Origin of the sequence: Mycobacterium shinjukuense, assembly GCF_010730055.1 — a bacterium.
In the GTDB taxonomy this organism is placed as follows: domain Bacteria; phylum Actinomycetota; class Actinomycetes; order Mycobacteriales; family Mycobacteriaceae; genus Mycobacterium; species Mycobacterium shinjukuense.
This window is the reverse complement of the sequence record NZ_AP022575.1, coordinates 4,183,585-4,198,461: the sequence shown is the minus strand read 5'-3', so window position 1 is coordinate 4,198,461 and position 14,877 is coordinate 4,183,585. Positions and strand designations below refer to the sequence as shown.

14 protein-coding genes and 3 pseudogenes are annotated in these 14,877 nt (G+C 69.8%); 8 read left to right on the top strand and 9 right to left on the bottom strand.

Going from position 1 to position 14,877, the window contains the following annotated elements; all coding sequences use genetic code 11:
- Window positions 1-34 precede the first annotated feature (34 nt).
- From ispF to carD, 3 genes are read right to left on the bottom strand one after another with little or no spacing between them, the layout of a single operon-like run.
- Window positions 35-514 (bottom strand): 2-C-methyl-D-erythritol 2,4-cyclodiphosphate synthase, encoded by a 480-nt coding sequence (gene ispF, locus G6N20_RS19000; protein ID WP_083050503.1) that lies wholly within the window; start codon window positions 512-514, stop codon window positions 35-37.
- Window positions 511-1,194 carry a 2-C-methyl-D-erythritol 4-phosphate cytidylyltransferase gene (gene ispD, locus G6N20_RS18995; protein ID WP_083050506.1) on the bottom strand — a complete coding sequence of 228 codons (684 nt, stop codon included), beginning with the start codon at window positions 1,192-1,194 and terminating at the stop codon, window positions 511-513. The genes ispF and ispD overlap by 4 nt, the downstream gene beginning before the upstream one ends.
- A gap of 17 nt (window positions 1,195-1,211) precedes the next feature.
- A complete protein-coding gene (gene carD, locus G6N20_RS18990; RefSeq protein WP_003419482.1) occupies window positions 1,212-1,700 on the bottom strand; it encodes an RNA polymerase-binding transcription factor CarD in 489 nt (162 codons plus the stop codon).
- A 303-nt stretch (window positions 1,701-2,003) separates the two neighbouring features.
- On the opposite strand from carD, the gene G6N20_RS18985 reads away from it, so the two are divergent.
- Genes G6N20_RS18985 through disA form a run of 3 tightly spaced genes read left to right on the top strand, consistent with a single transcriptional unit; the run spans window position 2,004 to window position 5,150 of the window.
- Window positions 2,004-2,573 (top strand): hypothetical protein, encoded by a 570-nt coding sequence (locus G6N20_RS18985; protein ID WP_083050509.1) that lies wholly within the window; start codon window positions 2,004-2,006, stop codon window positions 2,571-2,573.
- Window positions 2,574-2,629: 56 nt separating this feature from the next.
- A complete protein-coding gene (gene radA, locus G6N20_RS18980; protein WP_083050512.1) occupies window positions 2,630-4,054 on the top strand; it encodes a DNA repair protein RadA in 1,425 nt (474 codons plus the stop codon).
- 19 nt (window positions 4,055-4,073) lie between these two features.
- Window positions 4,074-5,150, top strand: coding sequence for a DNA integrity scanning diadenylate cyclase DisA (gene disA, locus G6N20_RS18975; protein WP_142272133.1), 1,077 nt, complete (start codon window positions 4,074-4,076; stop codon window positions 5,148-5,150).
- A 135-nt stretch (window positions 5,151-5,285) separates the two neighbouring features.
- Here the strand turns inward: disA and G6N20_RS18970 are convergent, their stop codons facing one another.
- Complete coding sequence (locus G6N20_RS18970; RefSeq protein WP_142272138.1) at window positions 5,286-6,083, bottom strand: hypothetical protein; 798 nt, start codon at window positions 6,081-6,083, stop codon at window positions 5,286-5,288.
- 107 nt (window positions 6,084-6,190) lie between these two features.
- The gene (locus G6N20_RS18965; protein ID WP_083050520.1) at window positions 6,191-6,814 is read right to left on the bottom strand and encodes a carbonic anhydrase; all 624 of its coding nucleotides are present in this window, start codon (window positions 6,812-6,814) and stop codon (window positions 6,191-6,193) included.
- Between G6N20_RS18965 and G6N20_RS18960 the strand changes: the two genes are divergently transcribed.
- A complete protein-coding gene (locus tag G6N20_RS18960) occupies window positions 6,813-7,727 on the top strand; it encodes an HhH-GPD family protein (protein WP_083050523.1) in 915 nt (304 codons plus the stop codon). The two genes, G6N20_RS18965 and G6N20_RS18960, sit on opposite strands and share 2 nt — an antisense overlap.
- On the opposite strand, the pseudogene G6N20_RS18955 reads toward G6N20_RS18960, so the two are convergent.
- Window positions 7,724-9,477, bottom strand: a pseudogene (locus G6N20_RS18955) (PE family protein). The gene G6N20_RS18960 and the pseudogene G6N20_RS18955 sit on opposite strands and share 4 nt — an antisense overlap.
- Window positions 9,478-9,587: 110 nt before the next feature.
- Window positions 9,588-10,352, bottom strand: a complete 765-nt coding sequence (locus G6N20_RS18950) for an alpha/beta fold hydrolase (protein ID WP_083050589.1) — start codon at window positions 10,350-10,352, stop codon at window positions 9,588-9,590.
- 23 nt (window positions 10,353-10,375) lie between these two features.
- Here G6N20_RS18950 and mhuD point away from each other — a divergent pair, with 23 nt between their 5' ends.
- Together mhuD and G6N20_RS18940 are read left to right on the top strand one after the other, a co-directional pair.
- Window positions 10,376-10,693, top strand: coding sequence for a mycobilin-forming heme oxygenase MhuD (mhuD, locus tag G6N20_RS18945; RefSeq protein WP_083050529.1), 318 nt, complete (start codon window positions 10,376-10,378; stop codon window positions 10,691-10,693).
- A complete protein-coding gene (locus tag G6N20_RS18940) occupies window positions 10,599-12,032 on the top strand; it encodes a serine hydrolase (protein WP_083050532.1) in 1,434 nt (477 codons plus the stop codon). Before mhuD ends, G6N20_RS18940 begins: the two co-directional genes overlap by 95 nt.
- 206 nt (window positions 12,033-12,238) lie before the next feature.
- On the opposite strand, the pseudogene G6N20_RS18935 reads toward G6N20_RS18940, so the two are convergent.
- Together G6N20_RS18935 and G6N20_RS18930 are read right to left on the bottom strand one after the other, a co-directional pair.
- A pseudogene (locus G6N20_RS18935) lies at window positions 12,239-12,897 on the bottom strand (CbtA family protein).
- A 229-nt stretch (window positions 12,898-13,126) separates the two neighbouring features.
- Window positions 13,127-14,193, bottom strand: a pseudogene (locus G6N20_RS18930) (PE family protein); the annotation flags it as partial.
- Window positions 14,194-14,250: 57 nt separating this feature from the next.
- Here G6N20_RS18930 and G6N20_RS18925 point away from each other — a divergent pair.
- Together G6N20_RS18925 and G6N20_RS18920 are read left to right on the top strand one after the other, a co-directional pair.
- Window positions 14,251-14,496 (top strand): type II toxin-antitoxin system Phd/YefM family antitoxin, encoded by a 246-nt coding sequence (locus G6N20_RS18925; RefSeq protein ID WP_083050535.1) that lies wholly within the window; start codon window positions 14,251-14,253, stop codon window positions 14,494-14,496.
- The gene (locus G6N20_RS18920) at window positions 14,493-14,870 is read left to right on the top strand and encodes a PIN domain-containing protein (protein ID WP_083050537.1); all 378 of its coding nucleotides are present in this window, start codon (window positions 14,493-14,495) and stop codon (window positions 14,868-14,870) included. The genes G6N20_RS18925 and G6N20_RS18920 overlap by 4 nt, the downstream gene beginning before the upstream one ends.
- Window positions 14,871-14,877 lie beyond the last annotated feature (7 nt).

The window sequence follows — 14,877 nt, the reverse complement described above, 5'->3', positions numbered from 1 at the left end:
CGGTAACCGGCAGCCGTCACGTCCGCCCCGCGAACTACCGGATGGAAACCACCAGTGCGGTCGCGACGGCGGCCAGGCCCTCGCCTCGTCCGGTCAGCCCAAGCCCGTCGGTGGTGGTGGCCGACACCGACACCGGCGCATTCAGCAGGCGCGACAACACGGCCTGGGCCTCGTAGCGGCGCCACCCGATCTTGGGTCGGTTGCCGATCACCTGCACCGCGGCATTGCCCACCCGGTAACCATGCTCGGTGATCAGCCCGACGACGTGTCGCAGCATGTTGGCACCGCTGACGCCCTGCCAACGCGGATCGTCGACCCCGAACACGTCGCCGACATCGCCCAGCCCGGCGGCGGACAACACCGCGTCGCACAGCGCGTGCACCGCGACGTCACCGTCGGAGTGTCCGGCGCAACCGTCGGCGCTCGGGAACAACAACCCCACCAGCCAACACGGCCGTCCGGGCTCAATCGGGTGCACATCGATGCCCAAGCCGACCCGGGGCAGGCCGTTCACGCGCGCACAACCGCTTTGGCCAGCAACAAGTCCAGTCGAGTGGTGATCTTGAACGCCAGCGGGTCCCCGTCGACCACCTGAACCAGGCCGCCGACGTGCTCCACCACGGACGCGTCGTCGGTGAAATCGGCGGCGCCGGCGCGCTGATAGGCGCGCACCAGCAGGTCGGTGGCGAACCCTTGCGGGGTCTGCACCGCCCGCAGACCCGCCCGTTCCGGCGTGCCCAGAACCATCCCGTTGGCATCCACGGCCTTGATGGTGTCAGACAGCGGCAGCGCGGGCACCACGGCGGCATTCCCAGCCCGCAGCGCGTCGACGACGCGCACGATCAACTCCGGCGGGGTCAGCGCCCGGGCGGCGTCGTGCACCAGCACGAAGTCCGGTTGGCCCGGCCCGGCAAGACCCGTCAGGGCCAAGCTCACCGACTCGGTACGGTTGGCCCCGCCGGCCACCACCGTCGCCTTGCCGCCGAGGATCAGCTTGGCCTCGTCGGTGCGGTCTGGTGGTGTTGCCACCACGACACTGTCGACGACCCCGGAAGCGAGCAGACCCCCGACGGCCCGTTCCACCAGGGTCTGCCCGTCGAGTTGATAGAACGCCTTTGGCACGCCGGCGGCCAACCGTTCCCCCGACCCCGCGGCGGGGACGATCGCGACTACCGTGCTTCTTCCCCCGAGCACCGCACGCCCCGAGGTGTTCAGGAAGCGGCGGCCAGAACCTCGTCCAGGATGGTCTCGGCCTTGGCGTCGTCGGTGCTCTCGGCCAGCGCCAGCTCACCGACCAGAATCTGGCGAGCCTTGGCCAGCATGCGCTTCTCACCGGCGGACAGGCCGCGCTCCTGGTCGCGACGCCACAGATCGCGCACCACCTCGGCGACCTTGTTCACATCCCCGGAAGCGAGCTTCTCGAGGTTGGCCTTGTAGCGGCGCGACCAGTTGGTCGGCTCCTCGGTGTGCGGCGCCCGCAGCACCTGGAATACCTTGTCTAGGCCTTCCTGGCCGACGACATCGCGGACTCCGACGTATTCGGCGTTCTCGGCGGGCACTCGAACGGTGAGGTCGCCCTGCGCCACTTTCAAGACGAGATACTCTTTTTGCTCCCCTTTGATGGTCCGGGTTTCGATCGCCTCGACGAGCGCTGCACCGTGGTGTGGGTAGACAACGGTGTCACCGACCTTGAAAATCATCTGATTCGAGCCCCTTTCGTTGCTTCATGCTAACACGGGGCCTCCCCGGCATGCGAACAACGGTGCAGGTCAGGGGCACAGCCGGGGAACATTGGGGGTTGACATCCGGGCCAAGACGTGCATCGGGTCGGCCGCGACCACGGCACCCTGGGCCGCCGCCGCCGCTCGGCCGGATCGCACGCGTCCTGCCGCTACCGTCGACTCGCCGTTGCTACTACTGTGCATAGTTGACTGTGCACGGTTGAACCCGCTGTGATCGTGTCGTCGCGATTTCCCGTGTCGAGGCCCAGCAGGAGGCTTTGAGTGAACCGCTTCAAGACCCGCCTTCGCGCGCGGGCCAGTCACGCCGCGGTCGGCGCACTGGCCGCCGCCACCGCCACCGTGCTCGCCGGTTGCGGCACCGGCCAAATCTCACAGACCGCCAATCAGGAACCGGCCGTCAACGGCAACAAGCTCACGATCAACAACGTGGCGCTGCGCGACATCCGCATCCAGGCCACCCAGACCGGTGATTTCCTGCGGCCCGGCAAGGCGGTGGACCTGGTGCTGGTCGCCGTCAACCAATCGTCGGATGTGACCGACCGATTGACCGGCATCAGCACCGACATCGGCACCGTGACGGTGACCGGTGATGCTCGGCTGCCCGCGGGCGGGATGCTGTTCGTCGGCACACCGGACGGCCAGGTCGTCGCGCCGGGTCCGCTGCCGGCCAACGAAGCGGCCCGGGCCAGCGTCCTGCTGACCAAGCCCATCACCAACGGCCTGCTGTACAACTTCACGTTCACCTTCGACAAGGCCGGGCAGGGCAGCGTCATGGTGCCGATCTCGGCCGGGCTGGCCCAACCGCGGGAAGCATCGCCGGCCAAGCACTAAAGCCTCGCGACCGGGTCCGCCCGTCGGTTGTCGCACCCCCGCGATACGGTCGCGGCGTGGCCAACACCCGTGTGCAGTACCGTTGCTCGGAATGTCGACATCTGACCGCGAAGTGGGTGGGACGCTGCCTGGAGTGCGATAGCTGGGGCACCGTCGAAGAGGTGCCCGTGCTCAGCGCGGTCGGGGGCCGCGGCCGTCGCGCCACGGCCGCGGCTCGGCAACCGGCGGCGCGGGCCGTTCCGATCAGCTCCGTGCAGCCCAACCTCAGCCGGCACCGCCCGACCGGCATGGCCGAACTGGACCGGGTGCTCGGTGGCGGCGTGGTCCCCGGTTCGGTGACGCTGCTGGCCGGCGATCCCGGGGTGGGCAAATCGACGTTGCTGCTCGAGGTCGCCCACCGCTGGGCGCGGTCGGGCCAACGCGCGCTGTATGTCTCCGGCGAGGAATCCGCCGGGCAGATCCGGCTGCGCGCCGATCGGATCGGCTGTGGCACCGGAGAGTTTTACCTGGCCGCCGAATCCGATCTGCGGGCGGTGCTGGGCCACATCGAGATGCTGCGGCCAGCGTTGGTGATCGTGGACTCGGTGCAGACGATGTCCACCGGCGAGGCCGACGGCGTGGCCGGCGGGGTGACGCAGGTGCGCGCGGTGACGGCCGCGCTGACCGCCGCCGCCAAGGCCAATGGGATCGCGCTGCTCTTGGTCGGCCACGTCACCAAGGACGGGGCGATTGCCGGACCCCGCTCGCTGGAACACCTCGTCGACGTGGTGCTGCACTTCGAAGGCGACCGCAACGGCATGCTGCGGATGGTCCGCGGCGTTAAGAACAGGTTCGGCGCGGCCGACGAGGTCGGGTGTTTCCTCCTGCACGACAACGGGATTGACGGCGTCGCTGACCCGTCGCAGCTGTTCTTGGAGCAGCGGCCGGTACCGGTGGCCGGCACCGCGATCACCGTGACATTGGATGGCCGCCGGCCGCTGATCGGTGAGGTGCAGGCATTGCTGGCGGCGCCGCCGGGCGGCTCACCACGACGGGCGGTCAGCGGGATCGACCATGCCCGGGCCGCCATGATCACCGCCGTGCTGGAAAAGCACGCCCGGCTGACCATCGCCGTCAACGACATCTACCTGTCCACCGTGGGCGGCATGCGGTTGACCGACCCGTCATCGGATCTGGCCGTCGCGATCGCGCTGGCGTCCGCGTATGCGAATCTGCCGCTGCCCACCACCGCGGTAATGATCGGCGAGGTGGGGCTGGCCGGTGACCTCCGGCAAGTCAACGGCATGCAGCGGCGGCTGGCCGAAGCGGCCCGGCAGGGGTGCACCATCGCGCTGATCCCGCCCGGTTGCGACGCCACGCCGCCGGGTCTGCGCGCGCTGCCCGCCCCCACCATCGTCGCCGCGCTGGAGCACATGATCGACATCGCCGATCACCGCGGCGGCGCTCCCGCGCCACCCCATCGGCTGGATGCTTCCCACTGACCGTCCCGCACATAGCAGAATGCACGCTGTGACACGTCCGACCCTGCGGGAGGCCATCGCCCGCCTGGCACCCGGCACCGGGCTGCGGGACGGCCTGGAGCGGATCCTGCGCGGCCGCACCGGCGCCCTGATCGTGCTCGGCCACGACGAGAACGTCGAGGCCATCTGCGACGGCGGCTTCGCCCTCGATGTCCGCTATGCGCCGACCCGGCTGCGCGAGCTGTGCAAGATGGATGGCGCCGTGGTGTTGTCCACCGACGGCAGCCGCATCGTGCGAGCCAACGTGCAACTGGTCCCGGATCCGTCGATACCCACCGACGAATCGGGGACCCGGCACCGCTCCGCCGAGCGGGCCGCGATCCAGACCGGCTACCCGGTGATCTCGGTGAGCCACTCGATGAACATCGTGACGGTCTACGTTGGCGGGGAGCGACACGTGCTGGCCGACTCCGCGACCATCCTGTCGCGGGCAAACCAGGCCATCGCCACCCTGGAGCGGTACAAAACCAGGCTCGACGAGGTCACCCGGCAACTGTCCAGGGCCGAAATCGAGGACTTCGTGACGCTGCGCGACGTGATGACGGTGATGCAACGACTCGAGTTGGTGCGCCGCATCGGGCTGGTGATCGACTACGACGTCGTCGAGCTCGGCACCGACGGGCGTCAGCTGCGGCTGCAGCTCGACGAGCTGCTGCGGGGCAACGACACCGCACGGGAATTGATCGTGCGTGATTACCACGCCAGCCCCGAACCCCCCTCAGGAGCGCAAATCGCCGCCACCCTGGACGAGCTGGACTCGCTGTCGGACACCGACCTGCTGGAGCTGACCGCGCTGGCCAAGGTGTTCGGCTATCCGACGACGGCAGAGGCCCAGGACTCGGCGCTGAGCCCGCGTGGCTACCGTGCGATGGCCGGCATCCCCCGGCTGCAGTTCGCCCACGTCGACCTGCTGGTCCGGTCGTTCGGAACATTGCAGGGCCTGCTGGCGGCCAGCGCCCACGACCTGCAATCCGTGGACGGTATCGGCGCCATGTGGGCGCGCCACGTGCGTGAGGGGCTATCGCAGCTGGCGGAGTCGACCATTGCCGATCACTGAGGCGCCGGTCGGCTCGTCGGGCATATGGCTGGCCGGTTTCGCCGAAGCTGTAGTTAGCGTGGGAAAGTGCGAGAGGCTAGACCGCTAACTACAGGCTCGGTGCTGATCCGGGCCAAAAGGGGAACTTCGGAGTAGCTATCCGCCGGCCGCGGGCGACTCCGGCGGCGGCGCGACCGCCGGGCCCGGGGCGGGTACCGGCCCGGGCGGCGGGGGCGGGGGATTCAGAATGAACGGGACCGGAAGCGATCTCAGATTGCCCAGCTGGACGACCAGGTTGTAGGTTCCCGGCCCGATAGCCGGACGCGGCAACGGGCAATGCGGCGCCGATCCCATCCCGGTCCAGGTCACCGCGGTGGTCACCTGCTCGCCCGGGGTAAACGTCTTGACCAGCGTCTCGTTGGACGGAGCGCAGTCCAGGTTGGACCACAACCGCTTGTTGTCCAGCGAGTAAACGTAGGCCGCGAGCACGGCGGCACCCACGTCGCGCTTGCAGGACACCAGCCCGATGTTGGTCACGACCATGGTGAATTTCGGCTGGTCACCGAGGTAGTACTGGGGCGCGTTGGTCAAACCCTTGACGGCCAGCGTGGAATCGGGACAGTCGTCGCCGTCCTTGAGGACCGGCGGCGGCTGCACCGCGGCGGTGGGTGTGGGCGTCTCCGGGTTTTGCCCCTGGGGCGGCGCCCCCGGGGTGTTTCCTTGGCTTTGCGCCGCCGGCTGCGGCGCCTGCGGCGGCTGCGGCGCCGGTGATTGCCCCTGAGCGGTGCTCGGCTTTTCGGCGTTGGCGGGTTTGGCCCCGGCGTTGCCGCCAACGAAGGCGATGATCGTGGCGACCGCGATACCGATCACGACCACCGCGATGCCCAGGGCTAGCCCCCTGCGCCGCCAGTAGATCTCGCTAGGTAGCGGGCCACGCGGTTCCAGATCCAGCACATTCACACCGTAGGCCCAGGTCACGCGGACTTGTTTGACCCGCCTCGGCGTGTCGCCGGGTTAACCGGCCGGCCGCCGTGTTAGTGGCGCCCGATGGGCGCCGGACATCAGACTTCCTCACCGATGTCGCCGATGTGATCGAGCAGCACCGCGCGCCCGTCGGCCAGCTGGTAGGACAGGCCCACGATCGCCAGGGTGCCCACCGCCACCCGGTCCGCGATCGCCCTCGACCGCGACATGAGGTTCGCCATCGTCTCGTGGACATGTCGGTCCTCGAACTCGTCGACGCGCTGCAAGCCGTCGCGCCGGCCCAGCAGGATGGACGGCGCCACCCGCTCCACCACGTCCCGCACGTAACCGCCCGGCAGGCTGCCGTCGTTGATCGCGGCCAACGCGGCGTTTACGGCGCCACAGCTATCATGGCCGAGCACGACGATCAGCGGCACGTTGAGCACCGTCACCGCGTACTCGATGGAGCCCAGCACCGCCGAGTCGATCACATGCCCGGCCGTGCGGACCACGAACATGTCGCCCAGGCCTTGGTCGAAGATGATCTCGGCGGCCACCCGGCTGTCGGCGCAGCCGAAGATCACCGCCGTCGGCTTCTGCCCGGCGGCCAGGCTGGCTCGATGGTCGACGCTTTGACTGGGATGCTCGGGCTTACCGGCGACGAATCGCTCGTTACCCTCTTTGAGTGCTTTCCAGGCGGCTACCGGATTGGTGGTGGGCATGTCAGGCATTCTGCCGGAGGCGCCGGTGACCGGCCCGGTACGCATACCAGACACCAATCTTCTGGATTGGTATGAACGATCGCGCCGCGATCTGCCGTGGCGCGCGCCCGGTGTCAGCCCATGGCAGATCCTGGTCAGCGAATTCATGCTGCAGCAGACCCCGGTGAGCCGGGTGCTTTCGATCTGGCCGGCCTGGGTGCGGCGGTGGCCCACCCCGTCGGCCACCGCGGCGGCCAGCGCCGCCGACGTGCTGCGCGCCTGGGGAAAGCTGGGCTATCCGCGACGGGCGCTGCGCTTGCACGAATGCGCCGCCGTGATCGCCCGTGACCACGGCGATGCGGTGCCCGACGATGTCGACACGCTGCTGAGGTTGCCCGGCGTCGGGGGCTACACCGCGCGGGCGGTCGCATGCTTCGCCTTCGGCCAGCGGGTGCCGGTGGTAGACACCAATGTGCGCCGGGTGATGGCCCGCGCCGTGCACGGCCGCGCCGACGGCGGTGCACCGTCGGCCGCTCGCGACCACGCCGACGTTTTGGCGTTGCTGCCGAATAGCCAAGCGGCGCAGGTGTTTTCGGTTGCGCTGATGGAGCTGGGTGCGACGGTGTGCACCGCGCGGGCGCCGCGGTGCGGGTTGTGCCCGGTTGACCGGTGCGCCTGGCGGGACGCCGGTTATCCCCCGTCGGACGGTCCGCCGCGCCGGGTGCAGAGCTACGCCGGAACCGACCGCCAAGTCCGCGGACGGTTGCTGGATGTGTTGCGCGCCGCGGAGTTTCCCGTCACCCGGGCCGAGTTGGACGTGGCGTGGCTGACCGATACCGCACAACGTGACCGGGCGCTGGAGTCGCTGCTGGCCGACGGGCTGGTGACCCGGACGGTCGGCGGCCGGTTCGCGTTGGCCGGCGAAGGGTTTTAGCCGGGTAGGCCGTCCGCACCGGCGGCGCCGAAACCGCCGGGATCACCGGGGTTGCCCGCGACGACTGTCCCAGCTCCCGCGGCGCCACCCGCGCCGCCAGCGCCGCCGGCACCTCCCTGGCCCCCGGTACCGCCCGCACCGTGGACACCTGGCTGGCTGAACATTCCGGCACCTCCGCCGGCACCTCCGGCACCGCCCTTGCCGCCGTTGCCGCCGGCGCCGCCGGCACCACCGTTGCCGCCGTCACCGCCGACCAGGCCAGAGCCGCCCTTGCCTCCGGCGCCGCCCGAGGCACCCGTGCCGCCGATGCCGCCGGCACCGCCGGCGCCCCCGTTACCGCCGTCGCCGAACAGCAGCCCGCCCTGACCGCCCGCACCCCCGACACCGCCGACACCCCCGGTGCCGGCGGTGTTGGCGCCAGCCCCGCCGGGGCCGCCGTCGCCTCCGCTACCAAAAAAGGTCAGCGTGCCGGTGGCGCCGCCGCCAATGCCACCATTGCCGCCCGCAGCCCCGGTGCCGCCCCGGCCCCCGGCGCCACCGTTGCCGCCGATCCCGTTGCCACCGTTTAGCGCTAGGCCGTTGCCCCCGTTGCCCCCGTCGCCGCCCCGGGCGCCGGCGCCACCGTCACCGCCATTGCCCCCGTTTCCCCCGTAGGCCCAGCCAGTACCGGTATTGACACCGATGCCGCCGGGTGCGCCGTTGCCGCCGGGCGCGCCGGGACCGCCGTCGCCGCCATTGCCTCCGTTGCCCCCCGTCACAGGGCCTTCACTCGTATCGCTGCCGCTGCCGCCTAAACCGCCAGCGCCGCCAGCCCGCCCTGGTACGGCACCCGGGTTGCCGGGCAGCCCTGCGCCGCCGCTACCGGCGCCGTTGTTGGCGCCGGGGCTTCCGTTTGCCGCCTGGCTGGTCTGGTTCGGCGGCGGGTTCATCCCGTTGGTTCCGGGGGCACCCACCCCGCCGACGCCGCCGTCGCCGCCGGCGCCGATCAGCCCCGCGTTGCCGCCGGCACCCCCATTGCCGGGCAACCGCCGATGACCGCGGCCCCGCCCGCCCCGCCCACACCGCCATTGCCGAACGCGCCGGCGGCGCCGCCGGCTCCTCCGTTGCCACTGACGGTCGTTCCCACCCCGCCGAACCCGCCGGCACCGCCGTTGCCGACCAGCCAGCCCGCCCCACCGGCTCCGCCCACACCGCCGGCGCCGGCGGCGTTGCTCCCGCCGGCCCCGCCATTGCCGCCGTGCCCGAACAGCCCGGCGGCGCCGCCGCTACCACCGGGCCCGCCCACACCGGCCACACCCGACCCGCCGTTGCCGCCATTACCCCACAGCAGCCCGCCGGGCCCGCCCGGCTGCCCGGTTCCCGGCGCCCCGTCGGCACCGTTGCCGATCAACGGGCGCCCCAGTAGCGTCTGCGCGGGCCCGTTGATCAAGCCGAGCACCTGCTGCTCCACGGCTTGCAGCGGCGACGCGTTGGCGGCCTCGGCGCTGGCATAGGAGTTCACTCCCGCGTTTAACGCCTGCACGAACTGGGCATGAAACCCCGCCGCCTGGGCGCTGAGCCTCTGGTACTCCTGGGCGTGCGCGCCGAACAGCGCCGCCATCGCCGCCGACACCTCGTCCGCGGCGGCCGCTAGCACACCCGTGGTCCGGGCGGCCGCGGCGGCGTTGGCGGCATTGAGCGCCGAACCGATACCGGCCACCTCTGAAGCCACCGACATCAGCGCTTCCGGCGCCACGATCACAAACGACATCTGACACCCCTTTCCGCGGCGCGGCCTGACGGCCCGATCGTAGCGCGATCACGGGCCGACAAAACCCGTTATGGCCAGGCTTTTCGCCACATTGCCCGCGCCGCGTGGGCTCACGGGGTAAGCCCCGCCAGGAACGACTCCACCGCCCGCCGGTAAACCTGCGGAGCTTCGTCATGAGCCAGATGACCGGCATCGGGCACACGCAAATACGCTGTCGGATAATCTCTTTCAGCCATCGCGCGCATCTGGCCCGGGGGAGTTACCCCATCGCCGGCCTCGATGAGCAGCGCCGGCGACCGTACGGCCCGCCACTGCGCCCAGTAGTCACGGGTGCCCCACTCGGCGGCGATCTCGATCCACCGTGCGGTCTGGCCATGCAACCGCCAGCCGGTGGCCGTGCGGTCGAAGGCGTCCAGGAAGTAGCGGCCCGCCGTCGGCCCGAACTCGGCGAATACTTGGTCGGCAGAATCGAATTCGACCGGAAGCGCATGCAACCACGGCTCCCACGGACCGGTGGTCCGGCCAACGAAATCCGGCGCCATGTCCTCGACCACCAGCGCCGAAACCAGCTCCGGCCGCTCCGCGGCCAGACACCACGAGTGCAACGCCCCCATCGAATGTCCGACCAGCCTGGCCGGAGCCCGCAGCCCGGAAACCGCGTCACCCAGGTCGGCCACGAAGCGTTCGGTGCTGATCGGGTAGGGATCCTCGACGTCACGGCCCCGGTGCCAGGGCGCGTCGTAGGTGTACACGGTGCCCAACCGGGTCAGCCACGGCAGCTGACGGCCCCAGGTGGTGCCCCGGCCCATCAGCCCGTGTACCAGAACCAACGGTTGGCCCTGTCCGCCCCGACGGGTCAGCAGATCGGTGGGCATGGCGCGCACGGTAGCCTAGCGACATGCCAGTGGTGAAGATCAACGCGATAGAGGTGCCACCCGGCGCCGGCCCCGAACTGGAGAAGCGGTTCGCCCACCGGGCGCACGCGGTCGAAAACTCTCCCGGTTTTCTCGGCTTTCAGCTGCTGCGTCCCGTCAAGGGTGAGGACCGCTATTTCGTGGTGACACACTGGGAGTCCGACGAAGCATTCCAGGCCTGGGCGAGCGGGCCCGCCATCGCAGCCCATGCCGGACACCAGGCCAACCCCGTGGCCACCGGAGCTTCGCTGCTGGAATTCGAGGTCGTGCTCGACGTTGCCGGGACCGCCGAGTCTGGGTAACCGGCGCGTGCGCGCACGCCGTGGGCTGGCGCTCGGTGCCGCGGCCGCATTGATAGTCACCCTGGCACCGGGTTGCGCGTCCTCCCCGACGTCGTCGGCGAACGCGGAAAATCCGGGGCACCGGATCGACACCAGAACGCCGCCGGGTTTGCGGGCCCAGCAGACCATGGACATGCTCAACTCGGACTGGCCGATCGGCGCGGTCGGAGTGCGCACACTGGCCACGCCGGAGAAGGTCGACTCGGTGACGACGACCATGGGGGCATTGTGGTGGGATCGGCCATTCACGCTCGACGGTGTGGATATTGGCGCCAGTGTGGCCACGCTGCACCTGGTTTCGTCCTTCGGCGCGCGACAAGACATCCGGATTCACACCGACGACGACGGCTGGGTTGACCGGTTCGACCTGGAAACTCAGGCGCCGTCGATCACGTCGTGGCGCGACGTAGACGCCGTGCTGAGCAAGACCGGCGCCCGCTACTCGTATCAGGTCGCCAAGGTGGACCATGGTCACTGCGACCCGGTGGCGGGCACCAACACCGGCGAATCCCTGCCGCTGGCATCGATTTTCAAGTTGTACGTGCTGCATGCGCTGGCCGGTGCGGTCAAGGACGACACGGTGTCCTGGGACGAACTGCTGACCGTCACCGCCAAAAGCAAGGCCGTGGGCTCTTCCGGCCTGGAACTGCCTGTGGGGGCACGTGTTTCGGTTCGCACGGCCGCCGAGAAGATGATCGCCACCAGTGACAACATGGCCACCGACTTGCTGATCGACAGGTTGGGCACACACGCGATCGAACAGGCGCTGGTCAGCGCCGGCCATCACGATCCGGCCAGCATGACACCGTTTCCGACGATGTACGAGCTGTTTTCCGTTGGCTGGGGCGTTCCGGATCTGCGTGACCAATGGCGGCACGCGTCGCAGGAAGACCGGGCCCGGTTGCTACAGCAGGCGAATTCCACTCCTTACCAGCCTGATCCAAGCCGCGCCCACACGCCGGCCTCCAGTTACGGAGCGGAGTGGTATGGCAGCGCCGAGGACATCTGCCGCGTCCACGCGGTGTTGCAGGCCGATGCCGTCGGCCGGGCCGGACCCGTCAAACAGATCCTGTCCGCGGTGGCGGGTATCCAGCTGGACCGCGACGAATGGCCATACATCGGCGCCAAGGCCGGCGGTCTGCCGGGGGACCTGACGTTCAGCTGGTACGCCGTCGACAAGACCGGCCAACCATGGGTGGTGAGCTTTCAGCTGAACTGGCCGCGTGATCACGGGCCGACGGTGACGGGTTGGATGCTGCAGGTGGCCAGGCAGGTCTTTGCGCTGATTGCGCCGCGATAGATCAGCGCAGCCGCAGCGTCCAGCACCGTCGGCGGTAATGCAATGCGGTGCGGCTGAGCGGTCTCGCTCTTTGAGTTCGTCGAGGGTTGGAACCCGGGTGACCCCGCGTGCGCGGCTCCCGGCTATCCGGTGCGCAAGGTGCACGTTCCCACTTGTCTCACCCGCCTCACTCGTTCCGGCACGGTAGGGATATGCGATGTGCCTGCCTACGAGCGACATCGGTGGCTGTCGCTCGTAGGCGGGCACTTTGCATGTCGGCAGTACCGGGTACACGTGGGGCAGATGAGCAAGGTGCGACGCCTGGAGCAGCCGGTCAGAACGGGGCCGCAAAGTTGGCGAAAGGCACCGGCCGCCGACAGCCCAGCAGTCCAACTGCCCAGCCGGGATACCAGCCTGCTGGCCGGCCATAGCGCGGCAATCGCCGCCACCACCGACACCAGGTAGCCCAGGGTTCGCGACTCGATCGTGTCCGCCTGGCCGATGGCCCGCGGATTGGCCGGACATTTCCCGAACGGCACCAGATACACCGCTGCGAAGGCTACGGCTGCAAGACTCATTGAAAGCGCTTGTGGTCCAATGCGTTCCGCACCGCCATAAGTGACGCAGAACAGGACGGCAACAGCGCACCCATCGCGATGCCGAAGATCAGCACACCAAAACCCAACCCGGCATTCGCCTGCACGGCAAGGGTGAACAGGTCGGCGCCGTGCTCGTGCACGCCCAGGGCATGCAAAACCCCGATGTGGCCGTCCTCAAAGGCGATCGCGCGGCCTATCACGGGCTCGGCGAACACGCGGGCGATCACTTGATCAATCACTGACTCCCACTGGACGCACACGGCGCATGCGATAGCACCACCGGCCATGAACCGCCAGGCCCACCGGGCCGAATGATCGCGTGCGCACGCCGGCTGGGCACCCCCTTCGACTTCGATTAGCGGCGCGGCGGTATCGCATGTGACATCGCTTTTCGGCAGCATGTCATGACCGGCCGCCGGTGCAGATGTGACGGCTGGGACGCCGCGTGACCGGCAGGACGAGGTCGCGATTGGATCCGCCTAATCCGGGGCGGTGTCAGCCGGAGTTGCCGTTCGTGCCGGGGGTGCCGTTGGCCCCGGGGCTACCCGGAGTACCGGGCAACCCCGTGCTTCCGGGGGCGGTAAACCCTACTCCGCCCGCGCCAGGGGCGCCGCCGGTGCCACCGGCTCCGCCCGGCCCGCCGGGTGCGCCGGCGCCACCAGACCCGCCCGCACCGCCGAGACCGCCGTCTCCGCCGTCGCCCACCAGCAGCCCGCCGCGACCGCCGATGCCACCGTTGCCGCCGGCGGTGCCGTTGCCGCCGGGCGCGCCGGAGCCGCCGTTACCGCCATTGCCTCCGCTACCAGCAATGCCGTTCGCGATGGGGTTGTCAGCGCCGATTCCGCCGGGGCCACCGGCCTGTCCTACCTGAGGAACCGTGGAATTAAAGCCGTTGCCGCCAGTGGGGTTGCCGCCTGGGGGAACCGCGCCAGGGAGGCCGGCGAGCGCGGGGCTGGTCCCGGGGTTGACGCCATTGGCGCCGGCCACGCCGGCCCCCCGGCCCCGCCGAACCCGCCGTTGCCCCACAGCCAGGCGCTGCCGCCGTTGCCGCCGTTCACGCCCGGTCCCCCGGCACCGCCATTGCCCCCGTTACCGAACAGCCCGGCGTTGCCGCCGTGACCGCCGGCCTGGCCGACGGCGATGCCGGGCGCGCCGTTACCGCCGTTGCCCCACAGGATCCCGCCGTCAGCGCCGTTACCGCCGGGCGTGGTCGCATTGGCGCCGTTGCCGATCAGCGGGCGGCCCAACAGCGATTGGGCGGGCGCATTGATCAAACCCAGCAGGTCCGGCAACCCGGAGGCGTTGGCGGCCTCGGCGCTGGCGTACGAACTCACACCGGCGTTCAAGGCCTGCACAAACTGGTTATGAAACGCCGCCGCCCGAGCGCTGGCCGCCTGGTATTCCTGGGCGTGCGCGCTGAACAACGCCGCGACCGCCGCCGACACTTCATCAGCGGCCGCCGCGGCCACACCCGTCGTCGTCGCCGCCGCAGCAGCGTTGGCTGAGCCGATCGTCGAACCAATGCCGGCCAGCTCCGTTGCCGCGGCCGCCACCAAGTCCTGCGCCACCATCACAAACGACATGGGTTCCAGCCGAAATCGCGGCCACGGCGCAAGTAGCAGAAGTGCTACCATTGGGCGGTGGAAACCATTCCGCAGAAGCAGCTGCGCAACCAGGTGAGCGACGTGCTGCGTCGCGTTGAAGCGGGCGAGACATTCACCGTGACCGTCGCCGGCCGTCCGGTGGCCGAACTGCGCCCGGCGCACCGCCGCCGCTGGGTCAGCGGTGCTGCGCTCGCCGGCATCTGGCATGGTTCGCCACCACGGGGCCTCGACGACGACCTCGCTCGGCTGGGCACCGCGTTGGTCGACCCGTTCCGTCGATGAGGGCGGTGCTCGACACCTCCGTGCTCATCGCCGCGGAGCCTCCGGGCGACATCGACGCGGCGATCAGCGTCGCATCGATCACCGAACTGCACTTCGGGGTCCTCGTCGCCAGCGACGACGACGAGCGAGCCCGCCGGATAAGCCGCCTGGCCGCGATCGAGGCGGCCTTCGACCCGCTGCCGATCACCGTTGAGGTGGCGCGGGTGTGGGGCCGGCTTGCGGCTGGAGTCCATCAACGGGGCGGCAAACCACGGCGTCGGCAGATCGACCTGGCGATCGCAGCCACCGCAATCGTCGAGCGGGTACCGCTGCTTACACACAACCTCGCCGACTTCGAGATCATCAAGGACCTGGTCGACGCTCGGCAAGCCTGAGCGGCCG

Excerpts from the sequence above, each read along its gene's own strand:
- carD (WP_003419482.1), bottom strand. The coding sequence starts at position 1,700 with ATGATTTTCAAGGTCGGTGACACCGTTGTCTACCCACACCACGGTGCA.
- disA (WP_142272133.1), top strand. The coding sequence starts at position 4,074 with ATGCACGCTGTGACACGTCCGACCCTGCGGGAGGCCATCGCCCGCCTG.
- G6N20_RS18960 (WP_083050523.1), top strand. The coding sequence starts at position 6,813 with ATGTCAGGCATTCTGCCGGAGGCGCCGGTGACCGGCCCGGTACGCATA.
- G6N20_RS18965 (WP_083050520.1), bottom strand. The coding sequence starts at position 6,814 with ATGCCCACCACCAATCCGGTAGCCGCCTGGAAAGCACTCAAAGAGGGT.
- G6N20_RS18950 (WP_083050589.1), bottom strand. The coding sequence starts at position 10,352 with ATGCCCACCGATCTGCTGACCCGTCGGGGCGGACAGGGCCAACCGTTG.
- mhuD (WP_083050529.1), top strand. The coding sequence starts at position 10,376 with ATGCCAGTGGTGAAGATCAACGCGATAGAGGTGCCACCCGGCGCCGGC.
- G6N20_RS18940 (WP_083050532.1), top strand. The coding sequence starts at position 10,599 with ATGCCGGACACCAGGCCAACCCCGTGGCCACCGGAGCTTCGCTGCTGG.
- G6N20_RS18920 (WP_083050537.1), top strand. The coding sequence starts at position 14,493 with ATGAGGGCGGTGCTCGACACCTCCGTGCTCATCGCCGCGGAGCCTCCG.